The sequence below is a fragment of the Paracoccus sp. PAR01 genome (genome assembly GCF_014851995.1).
Taxonomy (GTDB): Bacteria; Pseudomonadota; Alphaproteobacteria; order Rhodobacterales; family Rhodobacteraceae; genus Paracoccus; species Paracoccus litorisediminis.
Genome location: NZ_JACVAW010000002.1, coordinates 225,217 through 244,795, shown reverse-complemented (window position 1 = coordinate 244,795; position 19,579 = coordinate 225,217). Strand labels below are relative to the sequence as shown.

The 19,579-nt window shown below is 60.9% G+C and carries 25 protein-coding genes; all 25 read left to right on the top strand.

The annotated features are described in order from the left end of the window. The first annotated feature begins 60 nt into the window (after positions 1–60). The 25 genes from rpoC (at position 61) to rplR (ending at position 19,535) form a co-directional block, all read left to right on the top strand. Positions 61–4,269 (top strand): DNA-directed RNA polymerase subunit beta', encoded by a 4,209-nt coding sequence (gene rpoC / locus IB235_RS06305; protein ID WP_155038767.1) that lies wholly within the window; start codon positions 61–63, stop codon positions 4,267–4,269. 200 nt (positions 4,270–4,469) lie between these two features. Continuing rightward, entirely contained in the window at positions 4,470–5,414 is a 945-nt protein-coding gene (locus tag IB235_RS06300; protein WP_192336075.1) for a DMT family transporter, read from the top strand. Further along, complete coding sequence (locus IB235_RS06295) at positions 5,414–6,262, top strand: putative rhamnosyl transferase (protein WP_192336074.1); 849 nt, start codon at positions 5,414–5,416, stop codon at positions 6,260–6,262. Before IB235_RS06300 ends, IB235_RS06295 begins: the two co-directional genes overlap by 1 nt. Before the next feature lie 244 nt (positions 6,263–6,506). After that, positions 6,507–6,878 carry a 30S ribosomal protein S12 gene (rpsL, locus tag IB235_RS06290; RefSeq protein WP_022705687.1) on the top strand — a complete coding sequence of 124 codons (372 nt, stop codon included), beginning with the start codon at positions 6,507–6,509 and terminating at the stop codon, positions 6,876–6,878. Positions 6,879–6,890: 12 nt separating this feature from the next. Further along, on the top strand, positions 6,891–7,361 hold the full coding sequence (gene rpsG, locus IB235_RS06285; RefSeq protein ID WP_155038764.1) for a 30S ribosomal protein S7: 471 nt from the start codon (positions 6,891–6,893) through the stop codon (positions 7,359–7,361). Between the two features lie 12 nt (positions 7,362–7,373). Next, on the top strand, positions 7,374–9,497 hold the full coding sequence (gene fusA / locus IB235_RS06280; RefSeq protein WP_155038763.1) for an elongation factor G: 2,124 nt from the start codon (positions 7,374–7,376) through the stop codon (positions 9,495–9,497). Between the two features lie 65 nt (positions 9,498–9,562). Continuing rightward, positions 9,563–10,738 (top strand): elongation factor Tu, encoded by a 1,176-nt coding sequence (tuf, locus tag IB235_RS06275; RefSeq protein WP_155038762.1) that lies wholly within the window; start codon positions 9,563–9,565, stop codon positions 10,736–10,738. A gap of 423 nt (positions 10,739–11,161) precedes the next feature. Beyond that, a complete protein-coding gene (gene rpsJ / locus IB235_RS06270; RefSeq protein ID WP_010400227.1) occupies positions 11,162–11,470 on the top strand; it encodes a 30S ribosomal protein S10 in 309 nt (102 codons plus the stop codon). Between the two features lie 10 nt (positions 11,471–11,480). After that, positions 11,481–12,215, top strand: coding sequence for a 50S ribosomal protein L3 (gene rplC, locus IB235_RS06265; RefSeq protein ID WP_155038761.1), 735 nt, complete (start codon positions 11,481–11,483; stop codon positions 12,213–12,215). Next, on the top strand, positions 12,215–12,835 hold the full coding sequence (gene rplD, locus IB235_RS06260) for a 50S ribosomal protein L4 (RefSeq protein WP_192336073.1): 621 nt from the start codon (positions 12,215–12,217) through the stop codon (positions 12,833–12,835). Before rplC ends, rplD begins: the two co-directional genes overlap by 1 nt. Further along, positions 12,832–13,128, top strand: coding sequence for a 50S ribosomal protein L23 (locus IB235_RS06255; RefSeq protein ID WP_155038759.1), 297 nt, complete (start codon positions 12,832–12,834; stop codon positions 13,126–13,128). The genes rplD and IB235_RS06255 overlap by 4 nt, the downstream gene beginning before the upstream one ends. A gap of 94 nt (positions 13,129–13,222) precedes the next feature. Next, positions 13,223–14,059 carry a 50S ribosomal protein L2 gene (rplB, locus tag IB235_RS06250; RefSeq protein ID WP_155038758.1) on the top strand — a complete coding sequence of 279 codons (837 nt, stop codon included), beginning with the start codon at positions 13,223–13,225 and terminating at the stop codon, positions 14,057–14,059. A gap of 3 nt (positions 14,060–14,062) precedes the next feature. Further along, positions 14,063–14,341 carry a 30S ribosomal protein S19 gene (rpsS, locus tag IB235_RS06245; RefSeq protein WP_017999558.1) on the top strand — a complete coding sequence of 93 codons (279 nt, stop codon included), beginning with the start codon at positions 14,063–14,065 and terminating at the stop codon, positions 14,339–14,341. 5 nt (positions 14,342–14,346) lie between these two features. Then, entirely contained in the window at positions 14,347–14,727 is a 381-nt protein-coding gene (rplV, locus tag IB235_RS06240; RefSeq protein ID WP_155038747.1) for a 50S ribosomal protein L22, read from the top strand. Further along, the gene (gene rpsC / locus IB235_RS06235) at positions 14,727–15,443 is read left to right on the top strand and encodes a 30S ribosomal protein S3 (RefSeq protein WP_155038745.1); all 717 of its coding nucleotides are present in this window, start codon (positions 14,727–14,729) and stop codon (positions 15,441–15,443) included. The genes rplV and rpsC overlap by 1 nt, the downstream gene beginning before the upstream one ends. A 12-nt stretch (positions 15,444–15,455) precedes the next feature. Then, a complete protein-coding gene (rplP, locus tag IB235_RS06230) occupies positions 15,456–15,869 on the top strand; it encodes a 50S ribosomal protein L16 (protein WP_134680210.1) in 414 nt (137 codons plus the stop codon). A 246-nt stretch (positions 15,870–16,115) separates the two neighbouring features. Then, positions 16,116–16,322: a 50S ribosomal protein L29 gene (gene rpmC / locus IB235_RS06225; RefSeq protein WP_155038743.1), complete on the top strand. Its 207-nt coding sequence runs from the start codon at positions 16,116–16,118 to the stop codon at positions 16,320–16,322. Positions 16,323–16,334: 12 nt separating this feature from the next. After that, positions 16,335–16,583 carry a 30S ribosomal protein S17 gene (rpsQ, locus tag IB235_RS06220; protein ID WP_155038742.1) on the top strand — a complete coding sequence of 83 codons (249 nt, stop codon included), beginning with the start codon at positions 16,335–16,337 and terminating at the stop codon, positions 16,581–16,583. A gap of 67 nt (positions 16,584–16,650) precedes the next feature. Continuing rightward, positions 16,651–17,019 (top strand): 50S ribosomal protein L14, encoded by a 369-nt coding sequence (rplN, locus tag IB235_RS06215; RefSeq protein WP_010400243.1) that lies wholly within the window; start codon positions 16,651–16,653, stop codon positions 17,017–17,019. After that, positions 17,019–17,324, top strand: a complete 306-nt coding sequence (rplX, locus tag IB235_RS06210; RefSeq protein WP_155038740.1) for a 50S ribosomal protein L24 — start codon at positions 17,019–17,021, stop codon at positions 17,322–17,324. Before rplN ends, rplX begins: the two co-directional genes overlap by 1 nt. After that, positions 17,324–17,884, top strand: coding sequence for a 50S ribosomal protein L5 (rplE, locus tag IB235_RS06205; protein WP_155038739.1), 561 nt, complete (start codon positions 17,324–17,326; stop codon positions 17,882–17,884). The genes rplX and rplE overlap by 1 nt, the downstream gene beginning before the upstream one ends. 19 nt (positions 17,885–17,903) lie before the next feature. After that, positions 17,904–18,209, top strand: a complete 306-nt coding sequence (rpsN, locus tag IB235_RS06200) for a 30S ribosomal protein S14 (RefSeq protein ID WP_155038737.1) — start codon at positions 17,904–17,906, stop codon at positions 18,207–18,209. Between the two features lie 9 nt (positions 18,210–18,218). After that, a complete protein-coding gene (rpsH, locus tag IB235_RS06195; RefSeq protein ID WP_155038736.1) occupies positions 18,219–18,617 on the top strand; it encodes a 30S ribosomal protein S8 in 399 nt (132 codons plus the stop codon). 12 nt (positions 18,618–18,629) lie between these two features. Further along, positions 18,630–19,163 (top strand): 50S ribosomal protein L6, encoded by a 534-nt coding sequence (rplF, locus tag IB235_RS06190; RefSeq protein WP_155038735.1) that lies wholly within the window; start codon positions 18,630–18,632, stop codon positions 19,161–19,163. 12 nt (positions 19,164–19,175) lie between these two features. Continuing rightward, a complete protein-coding gene (gene rplR / locus IB235_RS06185; protein ID WP_155038734.1) occupies positions 19,176–19,535 on the top strand; it encodes a 50S ribosomal protein L18 in 360 nt (119 codons plus the stop codon). Positions 19,536–19,579: the final 44 nt, after the last annotated feature.

Genomic DNA, 19,579 nt, shown 5'->3' with positions numbered 1-19,579 from the left:
TTAAGCGCACCCTACGGGAGCACGTCACCCATCCCCCGCGCCCCTCATTAGGATTTGAAAATGAACCAGGAACTTGCCACCAATCCCCTGAACCCGCTGGCCCAGCCGCGGCAGTTCGACGAAATCAAGATCTCGCTGGCTTCGCCCGAGGAAATCCTTGCCTGGTCCTTCGGCGAGGTGAAGAAGCCCGAGACGATCAACTACCGTACGTTCAAGCCCGAGCGTGACGGCCTGTTCTGCGCGCGTATCTTTGGCCCGATCAAAGACTACGAATGCCTCTGCGGCAAATACAAGCGCATGAAATATCGCGGCCTCGTCTGCGAGAAATGCGGCGTCGAAGTCACGCTGCAGAAGGTCCGCCGCGAGCGCATGGGCCATATCGAGCTGGCCGCTCCGGTCGCCCATATCTGGTTCCTCAAGTCGCTGCCCTCGCGCATCGGCCTGATGCTGGACATGACCCTGCGCGATCTTGAGCGTATCCTGTATTTCGAAAACTACGTCGTGATCGAACCCGGTCTGACGGACCTGTCCTATGGTCAGCTGCTGACCGAGGAAGAGTTCCTCGACGCTCAGGACAATTTCGGTGCCGACGCCTTCACCGCCGATATCGGCGCCGAGGCGATCCGCGCGATGCTGGCCAATATCGACCTGGCCGCCACCGCCGAGCAGCTTCGCGAGGAGCTGAAAGAGGCGACCGGCGAGCTGAAGCCGAAAAAGATCATCAAGCGCCTGAAAATCGTCGAGTCCTTCCTGGAATCGGGCAACCGTCCGGAATGGATGGTCCTGACCGTGATTCCGGTCATTCCGCCGGAACTGCGTCCGCTGGTTCCGCTGGATGGCGGCCGTTTCGCGACCTCGGACCTGAACGACCTGTACCGCCGGGTCATCAACCGGAACAACCGTCTGAAGCGCCTGATCGAGCTGCGCGCGCCCGACATCATCGTCCGCAACGAAAAGCGGATGCTGCAAGAGTCGGTCGATGCTCTGTTCGACAACGGCCGTCGCGGCCGCGTCATCACCGGGAACAACAAACGCCCGCTGAAGTCGCTGTCCGACATGCTGAAGGGTAAGCAAGGTCGCTTCCGTCAGAACCTTTTGGGCAAGCGCGTCGACTTCTCGGGCCGTTCGGTCATCGTGACCGGTCCGGAACTGAAGCTGCACCAATGCGGTCTGCCCAAGAAGATGGCGCTCGAGCTGTTCAAGCCGTTCATCTATTCGCGTCTTGAGGCGAAGGGGCTTTCCTCGACCGTCAAGCAGGCGAAGAAGCTGGTCGAGAAAGAGCGTCCCGAGGTCTGGGATATCCTTGACGAGGTCATCCGCGAGCACCCGGTTCTGCTGAACCGTGCGCCGACGCTGCACCGTCTGGGCATCCAGGCGTTCGAGCCGATCCTGATCGAAGGCAAGGCGATCCAGCTGCACCCGCTGGTCTGCTCGGCCTTCAACGCCGACTTCGACGGCGACCAGATGGCCGTTCACGTTCCGCTGTCGCTGGAAGCGCAGCTGGAAGCGCGCGTCCTGATGATGTCGACGAACAACGTTCTGTCGCCCGCCAACGGCGCGCCGATCATCGTTCCGTCGCAGGACATGGTCCTTGGTCTGTACTACACGACCATGGAACGCGAAGGCATGAAGGGCGAAGGCATGGCCTTCACCAGCCTCGAAGAGGTCGAGCATGCTCTGGCCTCGGGCTCGGTGCACCTGCACGCCAAGATCAAGGCCCGCCTGCCGCAGATCGACGAGAACGGCAACGAAGTGATCATCCGCTTCGACACCACGCCGGGCCGTCTGCGTCTGGGTTCGCTGCTGCCGAAGAACGCGAAAGCGCCCTTCGAGCTGGTCAACCGCCTGCTGCGCAAGAAAGACATCCAGAACGTCATCGACACCGTCTACCGCTACTGCGGTCAGAAGGAATCGGTGATCTTCTGTGACCAGATCATGGGTCTGGGCTTCCGCGAGGCATTCCGTGCGGGCATCTCGTTCGGCAAGGACGACATGGTCATCCCGCCGGCGAAATGGGAACTGGTCGAGGAAACCCAAGACCAGGTGAAGCAGTTCGAGCAGCAGTATCTGGACGGCCTGATCACCCAGGGCGAGAAGTACAACAAAGTTGTCGATGCTTGGTCGAAATGTAACGACAAAGTCACCGACGCGATGATGAAGACCATCTCGGCCACGAAAAAGGACGAGAAGGGCGCTGAGCTGGAACCGAACTCGGTTTACATGATGGCCCACTCGGGCGCTCGGGGCTCGGTCAGCCAGATGAAGCAGCTGGGCGGGATGCGCGGCCTGATGGCCAAGCCGAACGGCGAGATCATCGAAACGCCGATCATCTCGAACTTCAAGGAAGGTCTGACCGTTCTTGAATACTTCAACTCGACCCACGGCGCCCGGAAGGGTCTGTCCGATACGGCACTGAAGACCGCGAACTCGGGTTACCTGACCCGTCGTCTGGTTGACGTGGCGCAGGACTGCATCATCCGTGACCATGATTGCGGCACCGAACGTGCGATCACCGCTTCGGCGGCGGTCAACGATGGTGAAGTCGTCAGCCCGCTCAGCGAGCGTGTTCTGGGCCGGACTGCGGCCGATGACGTGCTGGTTCCGGGCGAGGATGTCGTGATCGTTCGCAAGAACGAGCTGATCGACGAGCGCAAGGCAGACGAGATCGAGCAGGCCGGTGTTCAGACCGTCCGCATCCGCTCGGCCCTGACCTGCGAGTCGGACGATGGCATCTGCGCACTTTGCTACGGTCGCGACCTTGCTCGTGGCACGCTGGTCAACATCGGCGAGGCTGTCGGCATCATCGCCGCGCAGTCGATCGGTGAACCGGGCACCCAGCTGACGATGCGGACCTTCCACATCGGCGGTATTGCACAGGGTGGCCAGCAGTCGTTCATCGCAGCGGCGCAGGAAGGCACGATCGCCTACCAGAACGAGAACACGCTTGAGAACGCGAATGGCGAGCTGATCGTCATGAGCCGGAACATGCAGATCGAAGTCAAAAATGCGCAGGGCGAGGTTCTGGCGAACCACAAACTGTTCTACGGCTCGAAACTGTTCGTGCGCGAAGGCGATCACGTCAATCGCGGCCAGAAGATGTTCGAATGGGACCCCTATACCCTGCCGATCATCGCCGAAAAGGCCGGTCTCGCGAAGTATGTCGACCTGCTGTCGGGGATCTCGGTCCGCGACGAGACCGACGATGCGACGGGCATGACGCAGAAGATCGTCACCGACTGGCGCTCGGCCCCCAAAGGCAACGAGCTGAAGCCGGAGATCATCATCGTCGATGCCGATGGCGAGCCGGTCCGCAACGAGCAGGGCAACCCGGTCACCTATCCGATGTCGGTAGACGCGGTTCTCTCGGTCGAAGAAGGCCAAGAGATCAAAGCCGGTGACGTGGTGGCGCGTATCCCGCGCGAAGGCGCCAAGACCAAGGACATCACCGGGGGTCTTCCCCGCGTGGCGGAACTGTTCGAGGCCCGTCGTCCCAAGGATCACGCGATCATCGCCGAAATCGATGGCTATGTGCGCTTTGGCAAGGACTACAAGAACAAGCGCCGCATCAGCATCGAGCCCTCTCAGGACGGTATGGACCCGGTCGAGTACATGGTGCCGAAAGGCAAGCACATCCCGGTTCACGAAGGCGACTTCGTGCAGAAGGGTGACTACATCATGGACGGCAACCCGGCACCGCATGACATCCTGCGCATCATGGGGATCGAGGCCTTGGCCGACTACCTCATCGACGAAGTGCAGGACGTCTATCGACTGCAGGGCGTGAAGATCAACGACAAGCACATCGAGGTGATCGTTCGCCAGATGCTGCAGAAGATCGAGATCCTCGACAGTGGCGATACCACGCTGCTGAAGGGCGAGCATGTCGACCGCGACGAGTTCGAGGAAGAGAATGCCAAGATCGAAGCCAAGGGTGGCCGTCCGGCCAATGGCGAGCCGGTGCTGCTGGGCATCACCAAGGCTTCGCTGCAGACCCGCAGCTTCATCTCGGCCGCTTCGTTCCAGGAAACGACTCGTGTGCTGACCGAGGCCGCCGTTCAGGGCAAGCGCGACAAACTGGTCGGGCTGAAGGAAAACGTCATCGTCGGCCGTCTGATCCCGGCCGGTACCGGTGGCGCGACCGCCCGCGTGCGTCGCATCGCGACCGATCGCGACAACGACGTGATCGAGGCGCGCCGCGCCGAGGCGGAAGCCGCTGCGGCCCTGATCGCGCCGGAAGCCGCGCCGGTCGAGGCTGCTGGCGACAACTGATCGCTGCAACATGACACAGGAAAGGCCCGGCATTGCGCCGGGCCTTTTCCATTGGGCGGTGATCGCTGCCGCAGGGGTATTTAGGAAACGGTGAAAACGCCGGGCGACGGTCGCGGCAGAAGTTCCGGATGTATGGAAGGCCGTGCTGGCTTTTGCGAGCGGGCATGCTTAACCCTTGTCCTGGGGTTTTCGGGGACAGAATGCGCTCGCCACTCATCTCGTCATTTCGTCGGGTCGCGCCCGTGTCGCTGCATCCGCAGGGGCATTCGGACATGGCTGCCAATCTGCGCGGGACATTGTTCATGGTCCTGTGCATGGCGGCATTCACCTGCAACGATTCCCTGATGAAGACAGTGACGCGGGAGTTGCCGCTATATGAATCGGTGGCAATCCGGGGCGGGTTGGTGCTGATCTTCATGCTGTTGCTGTCCGCTTTGCAGCGCAAGCCGCTGGTGGTGACGGTGCCGCGCCATGACATTGGACCGCTGGTGCTGCGCGGCGCGGCGGATATCATCTCGACCCTGCTTTATCTGCTGGCGCTGCGGCAGATGGCGTTGGCCGATCTGTCGGCGATCATGCAGGCGCTGCCCTTGGCCGTGACGCTGGCGGCCGCGCTGGTGTTTCACGAACGACTTGGCTGGCGTCGGATGGGGGCGATCGGGGTGGGCTTCGCCGGTGTGCTGGTGATCCTGCGACCCGGAAGCAGCGCGTTCGATCTGTGGTCGATTGTCGCACTGGCGGCGATGGGGCTGATCGTGGTGCGCGATATTGCGACGCGGCTGTTCTCGGTGCAGGTGGACAGTTCGACCATCGCCTTTCACGCCGCGTTGCTGGTGACGCTGTCGGGGCTGGTCATGGGGATCGGAGAGGAATGGCGCATGCCAAAAGTCGGTGAGATTGGCCTGCTGGCCGGGGCGGCGACCCTGCTGACCGTGGGCTATTTCACCGCCGTCGCAGCGATGCGGGTGGGCGAAGTCTCGTTCGTCGCGCCGTTCCGCTACACCTCGCTGCTATGGGCGATCGGGTTGGGGCTGGCATTCTTTGGCGAATGGCCGGATCTGTGGACTTGGGTCGGGTCGGCGCTGGTCGTGGGCGCGGGACTTTATTCCATCCTGCGCGAGCGGCAGTTGCGGAAGGCAGGGTGATGCGGGTTCAGATGCTTGGCCTGTGCCGGTTTTCCTATCTGGGCGGGCGGGGTTTTCAGGTTACCCATACCAGCATCGAGGAGCGGCGTGCGTTCCTCTATGATGCCGAGCGACTGGCGCGGCGTTGGTTCTGGTTCGAGAACATCACCTTGCCCAGTCTGCTGGCCCAGACCGATCCCGATTTCACACTGGTGTTGATGACCGGGCCGGACCTGCCCGAACCCTATCTTTCGCGTCTGCGAGAATTGACCGAGATCGCGCCACAGTTCCGGCTGGCGTTGATCCCGCCGATGGAGATGCATCTGGCGGCCTGCCTTGCTGCGATCCGTCCTCATGTCGAGGCGGATGCCGATGTCGTGGGCCATTTCCGTCAGGATGATGATGATGCGGTCGCCATCGACTATATCGCCCATGCGCGCGGGGACTTTGCCGCCATGCGGCCGCTATGGCAGCTAGGCCGCAAGCTGTCTTGCGACTATTCGCGCGGGTTGGTGCTGAAGGCCACGCAGCGCGGGATCGAGGTTCAGCAGCGGGTCATCCACAATGCCAGCGTCGGGCTGACGGCCTATTTGCCGCCTGATGCGCCGCAAACCGCCATACATTTCCCGCATTTTAAGATCGGGCTGTCGATGCCCGGCGTCACGATGTGCGATAAGGTGATGTTTGTGCGTTTTCTTAATCACGACAATGATTCCGGGGCGATTGGTGCCGGATACCCATTGCCGGATCAGGATGCGCAGTGGCATAAGGTCCTGGCTGAGCGTTTCCGCATCGACCTGTCCAGCCTTGATGACGCGGCCCGTGCCTTTGGCTTGCCGGGTGCGGCGCGACCGCGCTGGGGGCAATAGGGGGCGGCTGTTGACTCACCCCGCGATTCCCCCTATACGCCGCACACCCGGCAGAATCCTGCCTGGTGCCCAGAACCTATATTTGGTCAAGATCCGGGCGTAAGCCCCGATCCTCTGGAACTGAACCCATCCTCCCGCATGGGATGTGATGGGTCGTGGCGTTTCGCGATGGGCGCGTTACGCCGTCGAGAAGTGGCGCAGCAATTTTGCTGCGAGTATTGACGAAAGCAAGACGGGGAACCGAATGCCGACGATCCAACAGCTGATCCGCAAACCGCGGCAGCCGAAAGTGCAGCGCTCGAAGTCGCAGCACCTGCAAGGGTGCCCGCAGAAGCGCGGCGTATGCACGCGTGTGTACACCACCACGCCGAAGAAACCGAACTCCGCTATGCGTAAAGTCGCCAAAGTGCGCCTGACGAATGGCTTCGAGGTCATCTCCTACATCCCGGGCGAAAAGCACAACCTCCAGGAACACAGCGTCGTGCTGATCCGTGGCGGCCGTGTAAAAGACCTTCCGGGTGTCCGTTACCACATCCTGCGCGGTGTGCTGGATACCCAGGGCGTCAAAGATCGTCGTCAACGCCGTTCGAAATACGGCGCGAAGCGTCCGAAGTAAGGAGAGGCATCAATGTCCCGTCGTCACGCCGCTGAGAAGCGCGAAGTTCTGCCTGACGCCAAGTATGGCGATCGTGTGCTGACCAAGTTCATGAACAACCTGATGGTTGACGGTAAGAAATCGGTCGCCGAGCGCATCGTTTACAGCGCCCTTGAACGCGTTCAAGGCAAGCTGAAGCGCGAGCCGGTCGAAGTCTTCCACGAAGCCCTCGACAACGTTAAGCCCTCCGTCGAAGTGCGTTCGCGCCGCGTCGGTGGTGCGACCTACCAGGTTCCGGTCGAGGTTCGCCCGACCCGCCGTGAAGCGCTGGCGATCCGCTGGCTGATCACTGCGGCCAAGAACCGCAACGAACACACCATGGAAGAGCGCCTCGCGGGCGAGCTGGCCGATGCCGTCAACGGCCGCGGCACCGCTGTCAAGAAACGCGAAGACACCCACAAGATGGCCGACGCCAACAAAGCGTTCAGCCACTACCGCTGGTAAGGGAATAGCATCATGGCACGGGAATATCCGCTCCAGCGTTACCGCAACTTCGGGATCATGGCCCACATCGACGCGGGTAAGACCACGACGACGGAACGCATCCTCTACTACACCGGCAAGTCCCATAAGATCGGCGAAGTCCATGACGGCGCCGCGACCATGGACTGGATGGAGCAGGAGCAGGAGCGGGGCATCACCATTACCTCGGCTGCGACGACCACTTTCTGGCAGCGCCAGGAAGATCCGACCACCGAAGGCACCTCGGACACGAAGTACCGCTTCAACATCATCGACACCCCCGGCCACGTCGACTTCACCATCGAAGTCGAACGTTCGCTGGCCGTGCTTGACGGTGCGATCTGCCTTCTCGACGCCAACGCTGGCGTTGAACCGCAGACCGAGACCGTGTGGCGCCAGGCTGACCGTTACAAGGTTCCGCGGATCGTGTTCGTCAACAAGATGGACAAGATCGGCGCTGACTTCTTCAACTGCGTGAAGATGATCAAGGACCGTACCGGTGGCATCCCGTGCCCGATCGCTTTCCCGATCGGCGCCGAGGACAAGCTGGAAGGCATCGTCGACCTGATCAAGATGGAAGAGTGGGTCTATAAAGGCGAAGACCTCGGCGCGAGCTGGGTCCGTCAACCGATCCGCGAAGAACTGCAAGATCTGGCCGACGAATGGCGTGGCAACATGATCGAGCTTGCCGTCGAGCAAGACGATGTTGCCATGGAAGCCTATCTGGAAGGCAACGAGCCCGACGAAGCCACCCTGCGCGGTCTGATCCGCAAGGGCACGCTGTCGCTGTCGTTCTTCCCGGTCACCGCTGGCTCGGCGTTCAAGAACAAAGGCGTTCAGCCTCTGCTCAACTCGGTCATCGACTTCCTGCCCTCGCCGCTGGACGTGCCCGCCTACATGGGCTTCCTTCCGGGCGATGAGACGGAAACGCGTAACATCGAGCGTCGCGCTGATGACGCGCAGCCCTTCTCGGGCCTCGCGTTCAAGATCATGAACGACCCCTTCGTCGGCTCGCTGACCTTCACCCGCCTGTATTCGGGCGTGCTGAAGAAAGGCGACCAGATGATGAACTCGACCAAAGGCAAGCGCGAACGCGTTGGCCGGATGATGATGATGCACTCGATCAACCGCGAGGAGATCGAAGAAGCCTTTGCAGGCGACATCATCGCGCTGGCCGGTCTGAAAGACACCACCACGGGCGACACGCTTTGCGATCCGTCGAACCCGGTGGTTCTGGAAACGATGACCTTCCCCGAGCCGGTCATCGAGATCGCCGTCGAGCCGAAGTCGAAAGCTGACCAGGAAAAGATGGGCCTCGCCCTTCAGCGTCTGTCGGCCGAAGACCCGTCCTTCCGCGTCGAAACCGACATCGAGTCGGGCCAGACCATCATGAAGGGCATGGGCGAACTTCACCTCGACATTCTGGTCGACCGGATGAAGCGCGAGTTCAAGGTCGAAGCCAACATCGGTGCGCCGCAGGTGGCTTACCGTGAGACGATCTCGACCTCGGCTGATATCGACTACACGCACAAGAAACAGACCGGTGGTACCGGCCAGTTCGCGCGCGTGAAGCTGACGATCACCCCGACCGAGCCGGGCGAAGGCTATTCGTTCGAGTCGAAGATTGTTGGTGGTGCGGTTCCGAAGGAATACATCCCCGGCGTCGAAAAAGGCATCAAGTCCGTCATGGACTCGGGCCCGCTGGCAGGCTTCCCGGTTATCGACTTCAAGGTCGCTCTGACGGACGGTGCCTTCCACGACGTCGACTCGTCGGTTCTGGCCTTCGAAATCGCCTCGCGCGCAGCAATGCGTGAAGGCCTGAAGAAAGCCGGCGCGAAACTGCTCGAGCCGATCATGAAAGTCGAAGTTGTGACGCCGGAAGAATATACCGGTTCGATCATCGGCGACCTGACCAGCCGTCGTGGCATGGTCCGTGGTCAGGACTCGCGCGGCAACGCCAACGTCATCGACGCGTTCGTGCCGCTGGCCAACATGTTCGGCTACATCAACAACCTGCGCTCGATGTCCTCGGGCCGTGCAGTGTTCTCGATGCAGTTCGATCATTACGAAGCCGTGCCGCAGAACATCTCGGACGAGATCCAGAAGAAATACGCCTGATCGGGATGGCGGGGCTGACGCCCCGCCTTTCCTCGTAGAACACCTGAATCCAAGGAGCCCTGCTTATGGCAAAGGCAAAGTTTGAACGTACGAAACCGCACGTCAACATCGGGACCATTGGTCACGTTGACCACGGCAAGACGACTCTGACGGCTGCGATCACCAAGTATTTTGGTGAATTCAAGGCCTATGACCAGATTGACGGTGCGCCGGAAGAGCGCGCTCGTGGCATCACGATCTCGACCGCGCACGTTGAGTACGAGTCGGAAGCGCGTCACTACGCGCACGTCGACTGCCCCGGCCACGCCGACTACGTGAAGAACATGATCACCGGTGCGGCGCAGATGGACGGCGCGATCCTGGTGGTGAACGCTGCTGACGGCCCGATGCCGCAGACGCGCGAGCACATCCTGCTGGGCCGTCAGGTCGGCATCCCCTACATGGTCGTCTACCTGAACAAGGTCGACCAGGTTGACGATCCGGAACTGCTGGAACTGGTCGAGATGGAAGTGCGCGAGCTGCTGTCCTCGTACGACTACCCCGGCGATGACATTCCGATCATCAAGGGCTCGGCTCTGGCCGCTCTGGAAGGCCGCGATGCGGAAATCGGCGAGAACTCGATCCGCGAGCTGATCGCGGCTGTCGACAGCTACATCCCGACCCCCGAGCGTGCGGTTGACCAGCCGTTCCTGCTGCCGATCGAAGACGTGTTCTCGATCTCGGGCCGCGGCACCGTTGTGACCGGCCGTATCGAGCGTGGCGCTGTCAACGTCGGCGACGAACTGGAAATCGTGGGCATCCGCGACACCAAGAAAACCACCTGCACCGGCGTGGAAATGTTCCGCAAGCTGCTGGATCGTGGGGAGGCTGGCGACAACGTCGGCGTTCTGCTGCGCGGCATCGACCGTGACGGCGTCGAGCGTGGCCAGGTTCTGGTGAAGCCGAAGTCGGTGACCCCGCACACCACCTTCGAAGCCGAAGCTTACATCCTGACCAAGGAAGAGGGTGGCCGTCACACGCCGTTCTTCGCCAACTACCGTCCGCAGTTCTACTTCCGCACCACGGACGTCACCGGCACCGTCAAGCTGCCGGAAGGCACCGAGATGGTGATGCCGGGCGACAACCTGAAGTTCGAAGTCGAACTGATCGCCCCGATCGCGATGGAAGAGAAGCTGCGCTTCGCCATCCGTGAAGGCGGCCGCACCGTCGGCGCCGGCGTTGTGTCGAAAATCCTGAAGTAATTCGGGACCGGGCTTTGCGTGGGGTGCGCTCAAGCACACCCTACGGGGGCCGGGGTAGGGTGCGCTTCAGCGCACCTTCACCAGATATCATCGGGTGATCCCCTCGGGGATATCGCGATGAGAGGGCCGTCCCGAAAGGGACGGCCTTTTGGTGTTTGCCGGATCGCAGAGGGCGTTGCGCCGAAGGTGTGCGTGACGACTTTGCCGAGCAAACCGGAACCCGGCGGCAATGCTTGACCGATGCCGGTCAACCCGTTAAACGGGCGCATTGCCACTGATTCCCTTCCTTGCCGAAAGAATCGGTTGCCTTATGACGGGTCGCCATGTAATGGGGCGGCCTGCTCTTATTTTTACGGTTCGACGCTGGCGGGACGTGGTGTTTCGTCAGCCTCTCAACTCGAGTTCCCCGCAAGAGGGATGATAATGCAAAGCCAGAATATCCGCATCCGGCTCAAGGCGTTCGATTACCGTGTCCTGGATGCCAGCACGCAGGAAATCGTGAACACCGCCAAGCGCACCGGCGCTCAGGTCCGCGGTCCGATTCCGCTGCCCAACAAGATCGAGAAATTCACCGTTCTGCGCGGTCCGCACATCGACAAAAAATCCCGCGACCAGTGGGAAATCCGCACGCACAAGCGCCTGCTGGACATCGTCGACCCGACCCCTCAGACCGTTGACGCCCTGATGAAGCTCGACCTCGCCGCTGGCGTTGACGTCGAAATCAAGGTGTAAGGAGGCCATTATGCTGCGGACTGGTGTAATCGCCAAGAAGCTGGGCATGACCCGGCTGTTCCTGGAAGACGGGCGTCAAGTTCCTGTCACCGTTCTTCACGTCGACAACCTGCAAGTCGTTGCTCAGCGTACCGCTGAGAAAGACGGCTATGTGGCCCTGCAGCTGGGCGCGGGCGAGGCGAAAGCCAAGCGCACGACCGCTGCTCTGCGTGGTCACTTCGCGAAAGCGAATGTTGCTCCGAAGCGCAAGATCGCGGAATTCCGCGTTGCCGCCGAAAACCTGATCGAAGTGGGCGAAGAAATCATCGCCGACCACTACTTCGCGGGTCAGTTCGTCGACATCGCCGGTACCTCGATCGGTAAAGGCTTTGCAGGTGCGATGAAGCGTCACAACTTCGGTGGTCTGCGCGCCTCGCACGGCGTGTCGATCTCGCACCGCTCGCATGGTTCGACCGGCCAGTGCCAAGACCCGGGTAAGGTCTTCAAAGGCAAGAAAATGGCGGGTCATCTGGGTGCCGTTCGCGTCACCACGCAGAACCTGCAAGTCGTTCGGACCGACGCCGACCGTGGCCTGATCATGGTCAAGGGTTCGGTTCCGGGCTCGAAAGGTGGCTGGGTCACCATCAAGGACGCCGTGAAAAAGCCGCTGGCCGAAAACACGGTCTTCCCGGCTGCGACCCGTTCGAAGGCTGCCGCTGAGGCTCAGGTCTCTGCCGAGGCCGTTGCGCCCGAAGGAGACAACTGATGAAACTCGATGTGATCACGCTCGAAGCCGGCAAAGCCGGTGACATCGACCTGAGCGATGACATCTTCGGGCTCGAGCCGCGTGCCGACCTGCTGCACCGCGTCGTGCGCTGGCAGCGTGCGAAAGCCCAGCAAGGTACCCATTCGGTCCTGGGCAAGTCGGATGTCAGCTACTCGACCAAGAAGATCTATCGCCAAAAAGGCACCGGTGGCGCTCGTCACGGTTCCCGCAAGGCGCCGACCTTCCGTCACGGTGGTGTGTACAAGGGTCCGACCCCGCGTTCGCACGCTTTCGATCTGCCGAAGAAAGTTCGCGCACTTGGCCTGAAGCACGCTCTGTCGGCGAAATTCGCCGCAGGTGAGCTGGTCATCGTGGACAGCCTGAACCTCGCCGATGCCAAAACTGCGGCCGTTGCTAAAGCGGTCAAAGAAAACGGCTGGAAGCGCGTTCTGGTGATCGACGGTGCCGAAGTGAACGAGAACTTCGCCCGTGCCGCCCGCAACCTCGAAGGCGTGGACGTCCTGCCGTCGATGGGTGCCAACGTCTATGACATCCTGCGTCGCGACACGCTTGTCCTGACGCGCGCCGGAGTCGAAGCTCTGGAGGCTCGTCTGAAATGACCACGAAGCCCGAACATTACGATGTGATCGTCAAGCCGCTGATCACCGAGAAAGCGACGCTCGTTGGTGAAGCCAACGCCTTCGTTTTCCAGGTCGCCAAAGACGCGAACAAGCCCTCGATCAAACAAGCGGTCGAAGCCCTGTTCAACGTCAAGGTGAAAGCGGTCAACACCACGATCACCAAAGGCAAGACCAAGCGTTTCAAAGGCCGCCCCGGCGTCCGTTCGGACGTGAAGAAAGCCTATGTCACGCTGGAAGCTGGCAACACCATCGACGTGTCGACCGGCCTCTGATATAGAGCCACCGAATCGACGGCCCCCCTGTGGGGCCGTCGTGTTTTGACTGAAACGGACCACCACAGGTCCAAAGCAACGGAAGACAGAAAGCATGGCACTCAAGTCGTATAAACCGACTACGCCTGGCCAGCGTGGGCTGGTTCTGATCGACCGTTCGGAGCTTTGGAAAGGGCGCCCGGTCAAATCCCTCACCGAGGGTTTGACCAAGAACGGCGGCCGGAACAACACCGGACGGATCACGATGCGCCGCAAAGGCGGCGGGGCGAAGCGTCTCTACCGCATCGTCGATTTCAAGCGCACCAAGTTCGATGTCCCGGCGACGGTCGAGCGGATCGAATACGATCCCAACCGCACCGCCTTCATCGCGCTCATCAAATACGAAGATGGCGAACTGGCCTACATCATTGCTCCGCAGCGTCTTGCTGTTGGTGACAAGGTGATCGCTGGCGCCAAGGTCGACGTGAAACCCGGTAACGCGATGCCCTTCTCGGGCATGCCGATCGGTACGATCGTCCACAACGTCGAGCTGAAAGCCGGCAAGGGCGGCCAGCTGGCCCGCTCGGCAGGCACCTACGCCCAGTTCGTCGGTCGCGACGGCGGCTATGCACAGATCCGCCTGTCCTCGGGCGAACTGCGTCTGGTTCGTCAAGAGTGCATGGCCACCATCGGTGCCGTGTCGAACTCGGACCACTCGAACCAGAACCTGGGCAAAGCAGGCCGCAACCGTCACAAGGGCATCCGCCCGAGCGTTCGCGGTGTTGCAATGAACCCGATCGACCACCCGCATGGTGGTGGTGAAGGCCGGACTTCGGGCGGTCGTCATCCTGTTACTCCGTGGGGCAAAGGCACCAAGGGTAACAAGACCCGCACGAATAAAGCGACCGACAAATACATCCTGCGGTCGCGTAACGCGAAGAAGGGGCGCTAATCCATGGCACGTTCTATCTGGAAGGGCCCCTTTGTTGACGCATACGTGCTTCGCAAGGCGGAAAAAGCCCGCGAGGCTGGCAAGTCCGACGTCATCAAGATCTGGTCGCGTCGTTCGACCATTCTGCCGCAGTTTGTCGGCCTGACTTTCGGCGTCTACAACGGCCACAAGCATATCCCGGTCGCCGTGACCGAGGAGATGATCGGCCAGAAGTTTGGTGAATACTCGCCGACGCGGACCTATTACGGTCACGCCGCCGACAAGAAAGCGAAGAGGAAGTAATCGTCATGGGTAAGGAAAACAATCCGCGCCGCGTGGCGGAGAACGAGGCGTTCGCAAAAACGAAAATGCTTCGCACCTCGCCGCAGAAGCTGAACCTGGTTGCGGCTCTGATCCGTGGCAAGAAAGTCGACAAGGCTCTGGCCGACCTGACCTTCTCGCACAAGCGTGTCGCCGGCGACGTGAAGAAATGCCTTCAGTCGGCCATCGCCAACGCCGAGAACAACCATAACCTGGACGTCGACAACCTGATCGTCGCCGAGGCATGGGTCGGCAAGAACATGGTCATGAAACGCGGTCGTCCGCGCGCCCGTGGTCGTTACGGCAAGATCATGAAGCCGTTTTCGGAAATCACCATCAAGGTGCGTCAGGTCGAGGAGCGCGCGTAATGGGTCAGAAAGTAAACCCAATCGGGATGCGTCTTCAGGTCAACCGTACCTGGGACAGCCGTTGGTACGCAGATGACAAGGACTACGGCAACCTGTTGCTGGAAGACCTGAAGATCCGCGACTTCATCCATACTGAAGCCAAACAAGCTGGTGTCAGCCGCGTCATCATCGAGCGTCCGCACAAAAAGTGCCGCGTCACGATCTATGCCGCGCGTCCGGGTGTCATCATCGGCAAAAAAGGCGCCGATATCGAGACCCTGCGCAAGAAGCTGACGAACTTCACCGCCTCGGAACTGCACCTCAACATCGTTGAAGTCCGCAAGCCCGAGCTGGACGCCCAGCTGGTTGCCGAATCGATCGCTCAGCAGCTCGAGCGCCGCGTTTCGTTCCGTCGCGCCATGAAGCGTGCCGTGCAGAACGCCATGCGCATGGGTGCCCTGGGCATCCGGGTGAACGTCGCTGGCCGTCTTGGCGGCGCCGAGATCGCTCGCACCGAGTGGTATCGCGAAGGCCGTGTGCCGCTGCACACCCTGCGCGCCGACATCGACTATGCGCTGTCGGAAGCCACCACCCCCTACGGGATCATCGGTGTGAAGACCTGGATCTTCAAAGGCGAGATCATGGAGCATGACCCGCAGGCACGTGACCGTCGCGCGACTGAAGCGCAAGACGGTCCGGCTCCGCGCGGTCCGCGTCGTGACCGCGACGCGCGCTAAGGAGAAGTAGAGATGCTGCAACCGAAACGGACCAAGTTCCGCAAACAGCACAAGGGCCGGATCCACGGCGAAGCTAAGGGCGGTTTCGCCCTGAACTTCGGCTCGTTCGCCCTGAAGGCTACCGAGCCCGAGCGCGTCACCGCCCGTCAGATCGAAGCGGCCCGCCGCGCGATCACCCGTCACATGAAACGTCAGGGCCGGGTCTGGATCCGGATTTTCCCGGACGTTCCGGTTTCGTCGAAACCGACCGAAGTGCGGATGGGTAAAGGTAAAGGCTCGGTCGATTACTGGGCGGCCCGCGTCCATCCCGGCCGCATCATGTTCGAAATCGACGGCGTGTCCGACGAGATCGCGCGTGAAGCACTGCGCCTGGGTGCGAACAAGCTGCCGGTGCTGACCCGCATCGTGGCCCGCGAAGACTGGTGATCCGAAGGGTAGGGTGCGTTTCAACGCACCTTGCCAACCCCGGATCGGTGCGCTGAAGCGCACCCTACACAATCCGCGCCCCGCCGGGATACTGGCGGGGCGCGCGTCATTTGCGGGTTTTCCACAAAGAGCCTTGCAAAAAATCGGTCATGCCTGTATGGGCAAGCCTTCATCATGAAACTCCACCGGAATCAGGGTGGCCTTGCTGTGCAGGGGCTCTCCGGTGATGTTGAAAGGAAATGGCGTATGAAAGCGCTGGAACTGAAAGACAAGACGCCGGATCAGCTGAAAGAACAGCTGCTGGCTCTGAAAAAGGAAGCGTTCAACCTGCGCTTCCAGCAGGCCACTGGCCAGCTCGAGTCGACCGCCCGCATGCGCGCCGTCCGTCGCGACGTCGCTCGTGTGAAAACCATTCTGAACCAGAAAGCGGCGGAAGCCGCGGCGTCGAACTAAGGAGCCAGGTCCATGCCCAAACGCATCCTGCAAGGCAAGGTCGTCAGCGACAAGAACGAACAGACCGTCACCGTTCTGGTCGAGCGTCGCTTCAAGCACCCGCTGCTGCACAAGACCGTACGGTCGTCGAAGAAATACCGCGCGCATGACGCGCTGAACCAGTTCAAGGTCGGTGACACCGTTCGCATCATCGAATGTGCCCCGATCTCGAAGACCAAGCGCTGGACTGTGCTTGTCGACGCTGTTGAAGCTTCGGCGTGAGCTTCTCCAGTCTTAATCGAAACCCTGGGGCCGGTGATGCTGGTCCCCAAAGGTCGGGAGTAACCCAATGATCCAGATGCAGACCAATCTGGATGTCGCTGACAACTCCGGCGCTCGCCGAGTTCAGTGCATCAAGGTCCTGGGTGGTTCGCACCGTCGCTATGCGTCGGTGGGCGACATCATTGTCGTCTCCGTCAAGGAAGCCATTCCGCGCGGTCGCGTGAAGAAAGGTGACGTCCGCAAGGCCGTCGTCGTGCGCACCGCCAAAGAAGTGAAACGTGAAGACGGCACCTCGATCCGTTTTGACCGCAACGCCGCCGTCATCCTGAACAACCAGGGTGAGCCGGTCGGTACCCGTATCTTCGGGCCGGTCGTTCGTGAGCTGCGCGCCAAGAACTTCATGAAGATCATCTCGCTCGCTCCGGAGGTGCTGTAATGGCTGCCAAGCTGAAAAAGGGCGACAAGGTCGTCGTGCTGGCCGGCAAGGACAAAGGCAAGCAGGGCGAGATCTCGGCCGTTCTTCCCAAAGAGAACAAGGCTGTTGTTGACGGCGTCAACATCGCGATCCGCCACACTCGTCAGACCCAGACCTCGCAAGGCGGTCGCGTGTCGAAAGCCATGCCGATCGACCTGTCGAACCTGTCGCTGATGGACAAGAACGGCAAAGCGACCCGCGTTGGCTTCCGCCTGGAAGACGGCAAGAAAGTCCGCTTCGCCAAGACCACGGGAGACGTGATCTGATGCTGGACCAAGCCACCTATTCGCCGCGTCTCAAAGCGCAGTACCGCGAAGTCATTCGCGCTGCGATGAAAGAAGAGTTCGGCTACAAGAACGACATGCAGATCCCGCGTCTGGACAAGATCGTCCTGAACATGGGTATCGGCGAAGCCGTGAAAGACACGAAAAAGGTCAAGCAAGGTGCTGAAGAGCTCTCGCTGATCGCGGGTCAGAAGGCTGTCATCACTCATGCCAAGAAGTCCATCGCAGGCTTCCGCGTCCGTGAAGAAATGCCGCTGGGCACGAAAGTGACCCTGCGCGGTGACCGGATGTACGAATTCCTGGATCGCCTGATCAACATCGCGCTGCCGCGCGTCCGCGACTTCCGCGGCGTGAAGGGCAGCTCTTTCGACGGTCGCGGCAACTACGCCATGGGCCTGAAAGAGCACATCGTGTTCCCGGAAATCAACTTCGACAAGGTCGACGAAGTTCTGGGGATGGACATCATCATCTGCACCACCGCGCCGACCGACGCGGAAGCGAAGTCGCTGTTGAAGCATTTCAACATGCCGTTCAACAGCTGATCGCAGGGGTAAAAGAGATATGGCTAAAAAATCCATGATCGAGCGCGAGAAGAAGCGCGAGCGTCTGGTTCAGAAATTCGCCGCCAAGCGCGCCGCTCTGAACGAGGTCGTCCACGATCAGTCCCGCCCGATGGAAGAGCGCTTCAATGCCAGCCTGAAACTGGCTGAACTGCCGCGCAACTCCTCGGCCACGCGTCTGCACAACCGGTGCCAACTGACCGGTCGTCCGCACGCGTATTATCGCAAACTGAAACTGTCGCGGATCATGCTGCGCGAGCTCGGCTCGTTCGGTCAGATCCCCGGCATGGTCAAATCGAGCTGGTAAGGGGGCAATATGTCGATGAACGATCCTCTCGGCGATATGCTGACCCGCATCCGCAACGCACAGATGCGCGGCAAATCGACCGTTCGCACTCCGGCCTCCAAGCTTCGCGCCTGGGTTCTGGACGTGCTGAAGGCGGAAGGCTACATCCGCGGTTACGAGCCCGTAACCACGGAAGCCGGCCACAATGAGCTGGAAATCAGCTTGAAATACTACGAAGGCACCCCGGTCATCCGCGAACTCGCGCGTGTGTCCAAACCCGGTCGTCGGGTTTATGCCTCGGTCAAGGAAATCCCGTCGGTCCGCAACGGCCTGGGCGTTTCCATCGTCTCGACGCCGAAAGGCGTGATGTCGGACGCAGCGGCTCGCAACGCCAATGTTGGCGGCGAAGTCCTCTGCACCGTGTTCTAAAGGAGGGCAGAGATGTCTCGGATTGGTAAAAAACCGGTCGCCCTCCCGCAAGGCGTGACCGCAGAAGTCAAAGGTCAGACGATCGAAGTGAAGGGCCCGAAAGGGACCCGCAGCTTCACCGCGACCGATGACGTGACCCTGTCGCTGGAAGACGGCGCCGTGAAAGTGACCCCCCGTGGTCTCTCGAAGCGCGCCCGTCAACAGTGGGGCATGACTCGCTCGATGGTCGAGAACCTGACCGTCGGCGTGAGCCAGGGCTTCAAGAAAGAGCTGGAAATTCAGGGTGTGGGTTACCGCGCCTCGATGCAGGGCAATGTCCTGAAACTGGCTCTGGGCTATTCGCACGACGTGAACTTCGAGGCGCCTGCCGGCGTCACCATCACCTCGCCGAAGCAGACCGAAATCGTGGTGGAAGGCATCGACCAGCAACTGGTCGGCCAAGTCGCCGCGAACATCCGCGAGTGGCGTCAGCCCGAGCCCTACAAGGGCAAAGGCATCCGCTACAAGGGTGAGGTCGTCTTCCGCAAGGAAGGCAAGAAGAAGTAAGGGGCGCGAGAAATGGCACTGAACAAACGAGAGCTGTTCCTGAAGCGCCGCCTGCGCGTGCGGAACAAACTGCGGGCTATCACGGACGGTCGTCCGCGTCTGTCCGTTCACCGTTCTTCCAAGAACATCAGCGTTCAAGTCATCGACGACGTGAAAGGGGTCACCCTGGCCTCGGCATCGTCGCTCGAGAAAGACTTCGGCGCTGTTGGCAAGAACAACGTGGAAGTCGCGGCCAAGATCGGCGCAGCGATTGCAGAGCGTGCGAAGAAAGCCGGCGTCGAAGAAGTCATCTTCGACCGCGGTGGTTTCCTGTTCCACGGCAAGATCAAAGCCCTTGCGGACGCAGCTCGCGAAGGCGGTCTGAAGTTCTAAGGACTGCGGGTGGCGTCATCGCCACCCCGATGATCCGGGGGCCT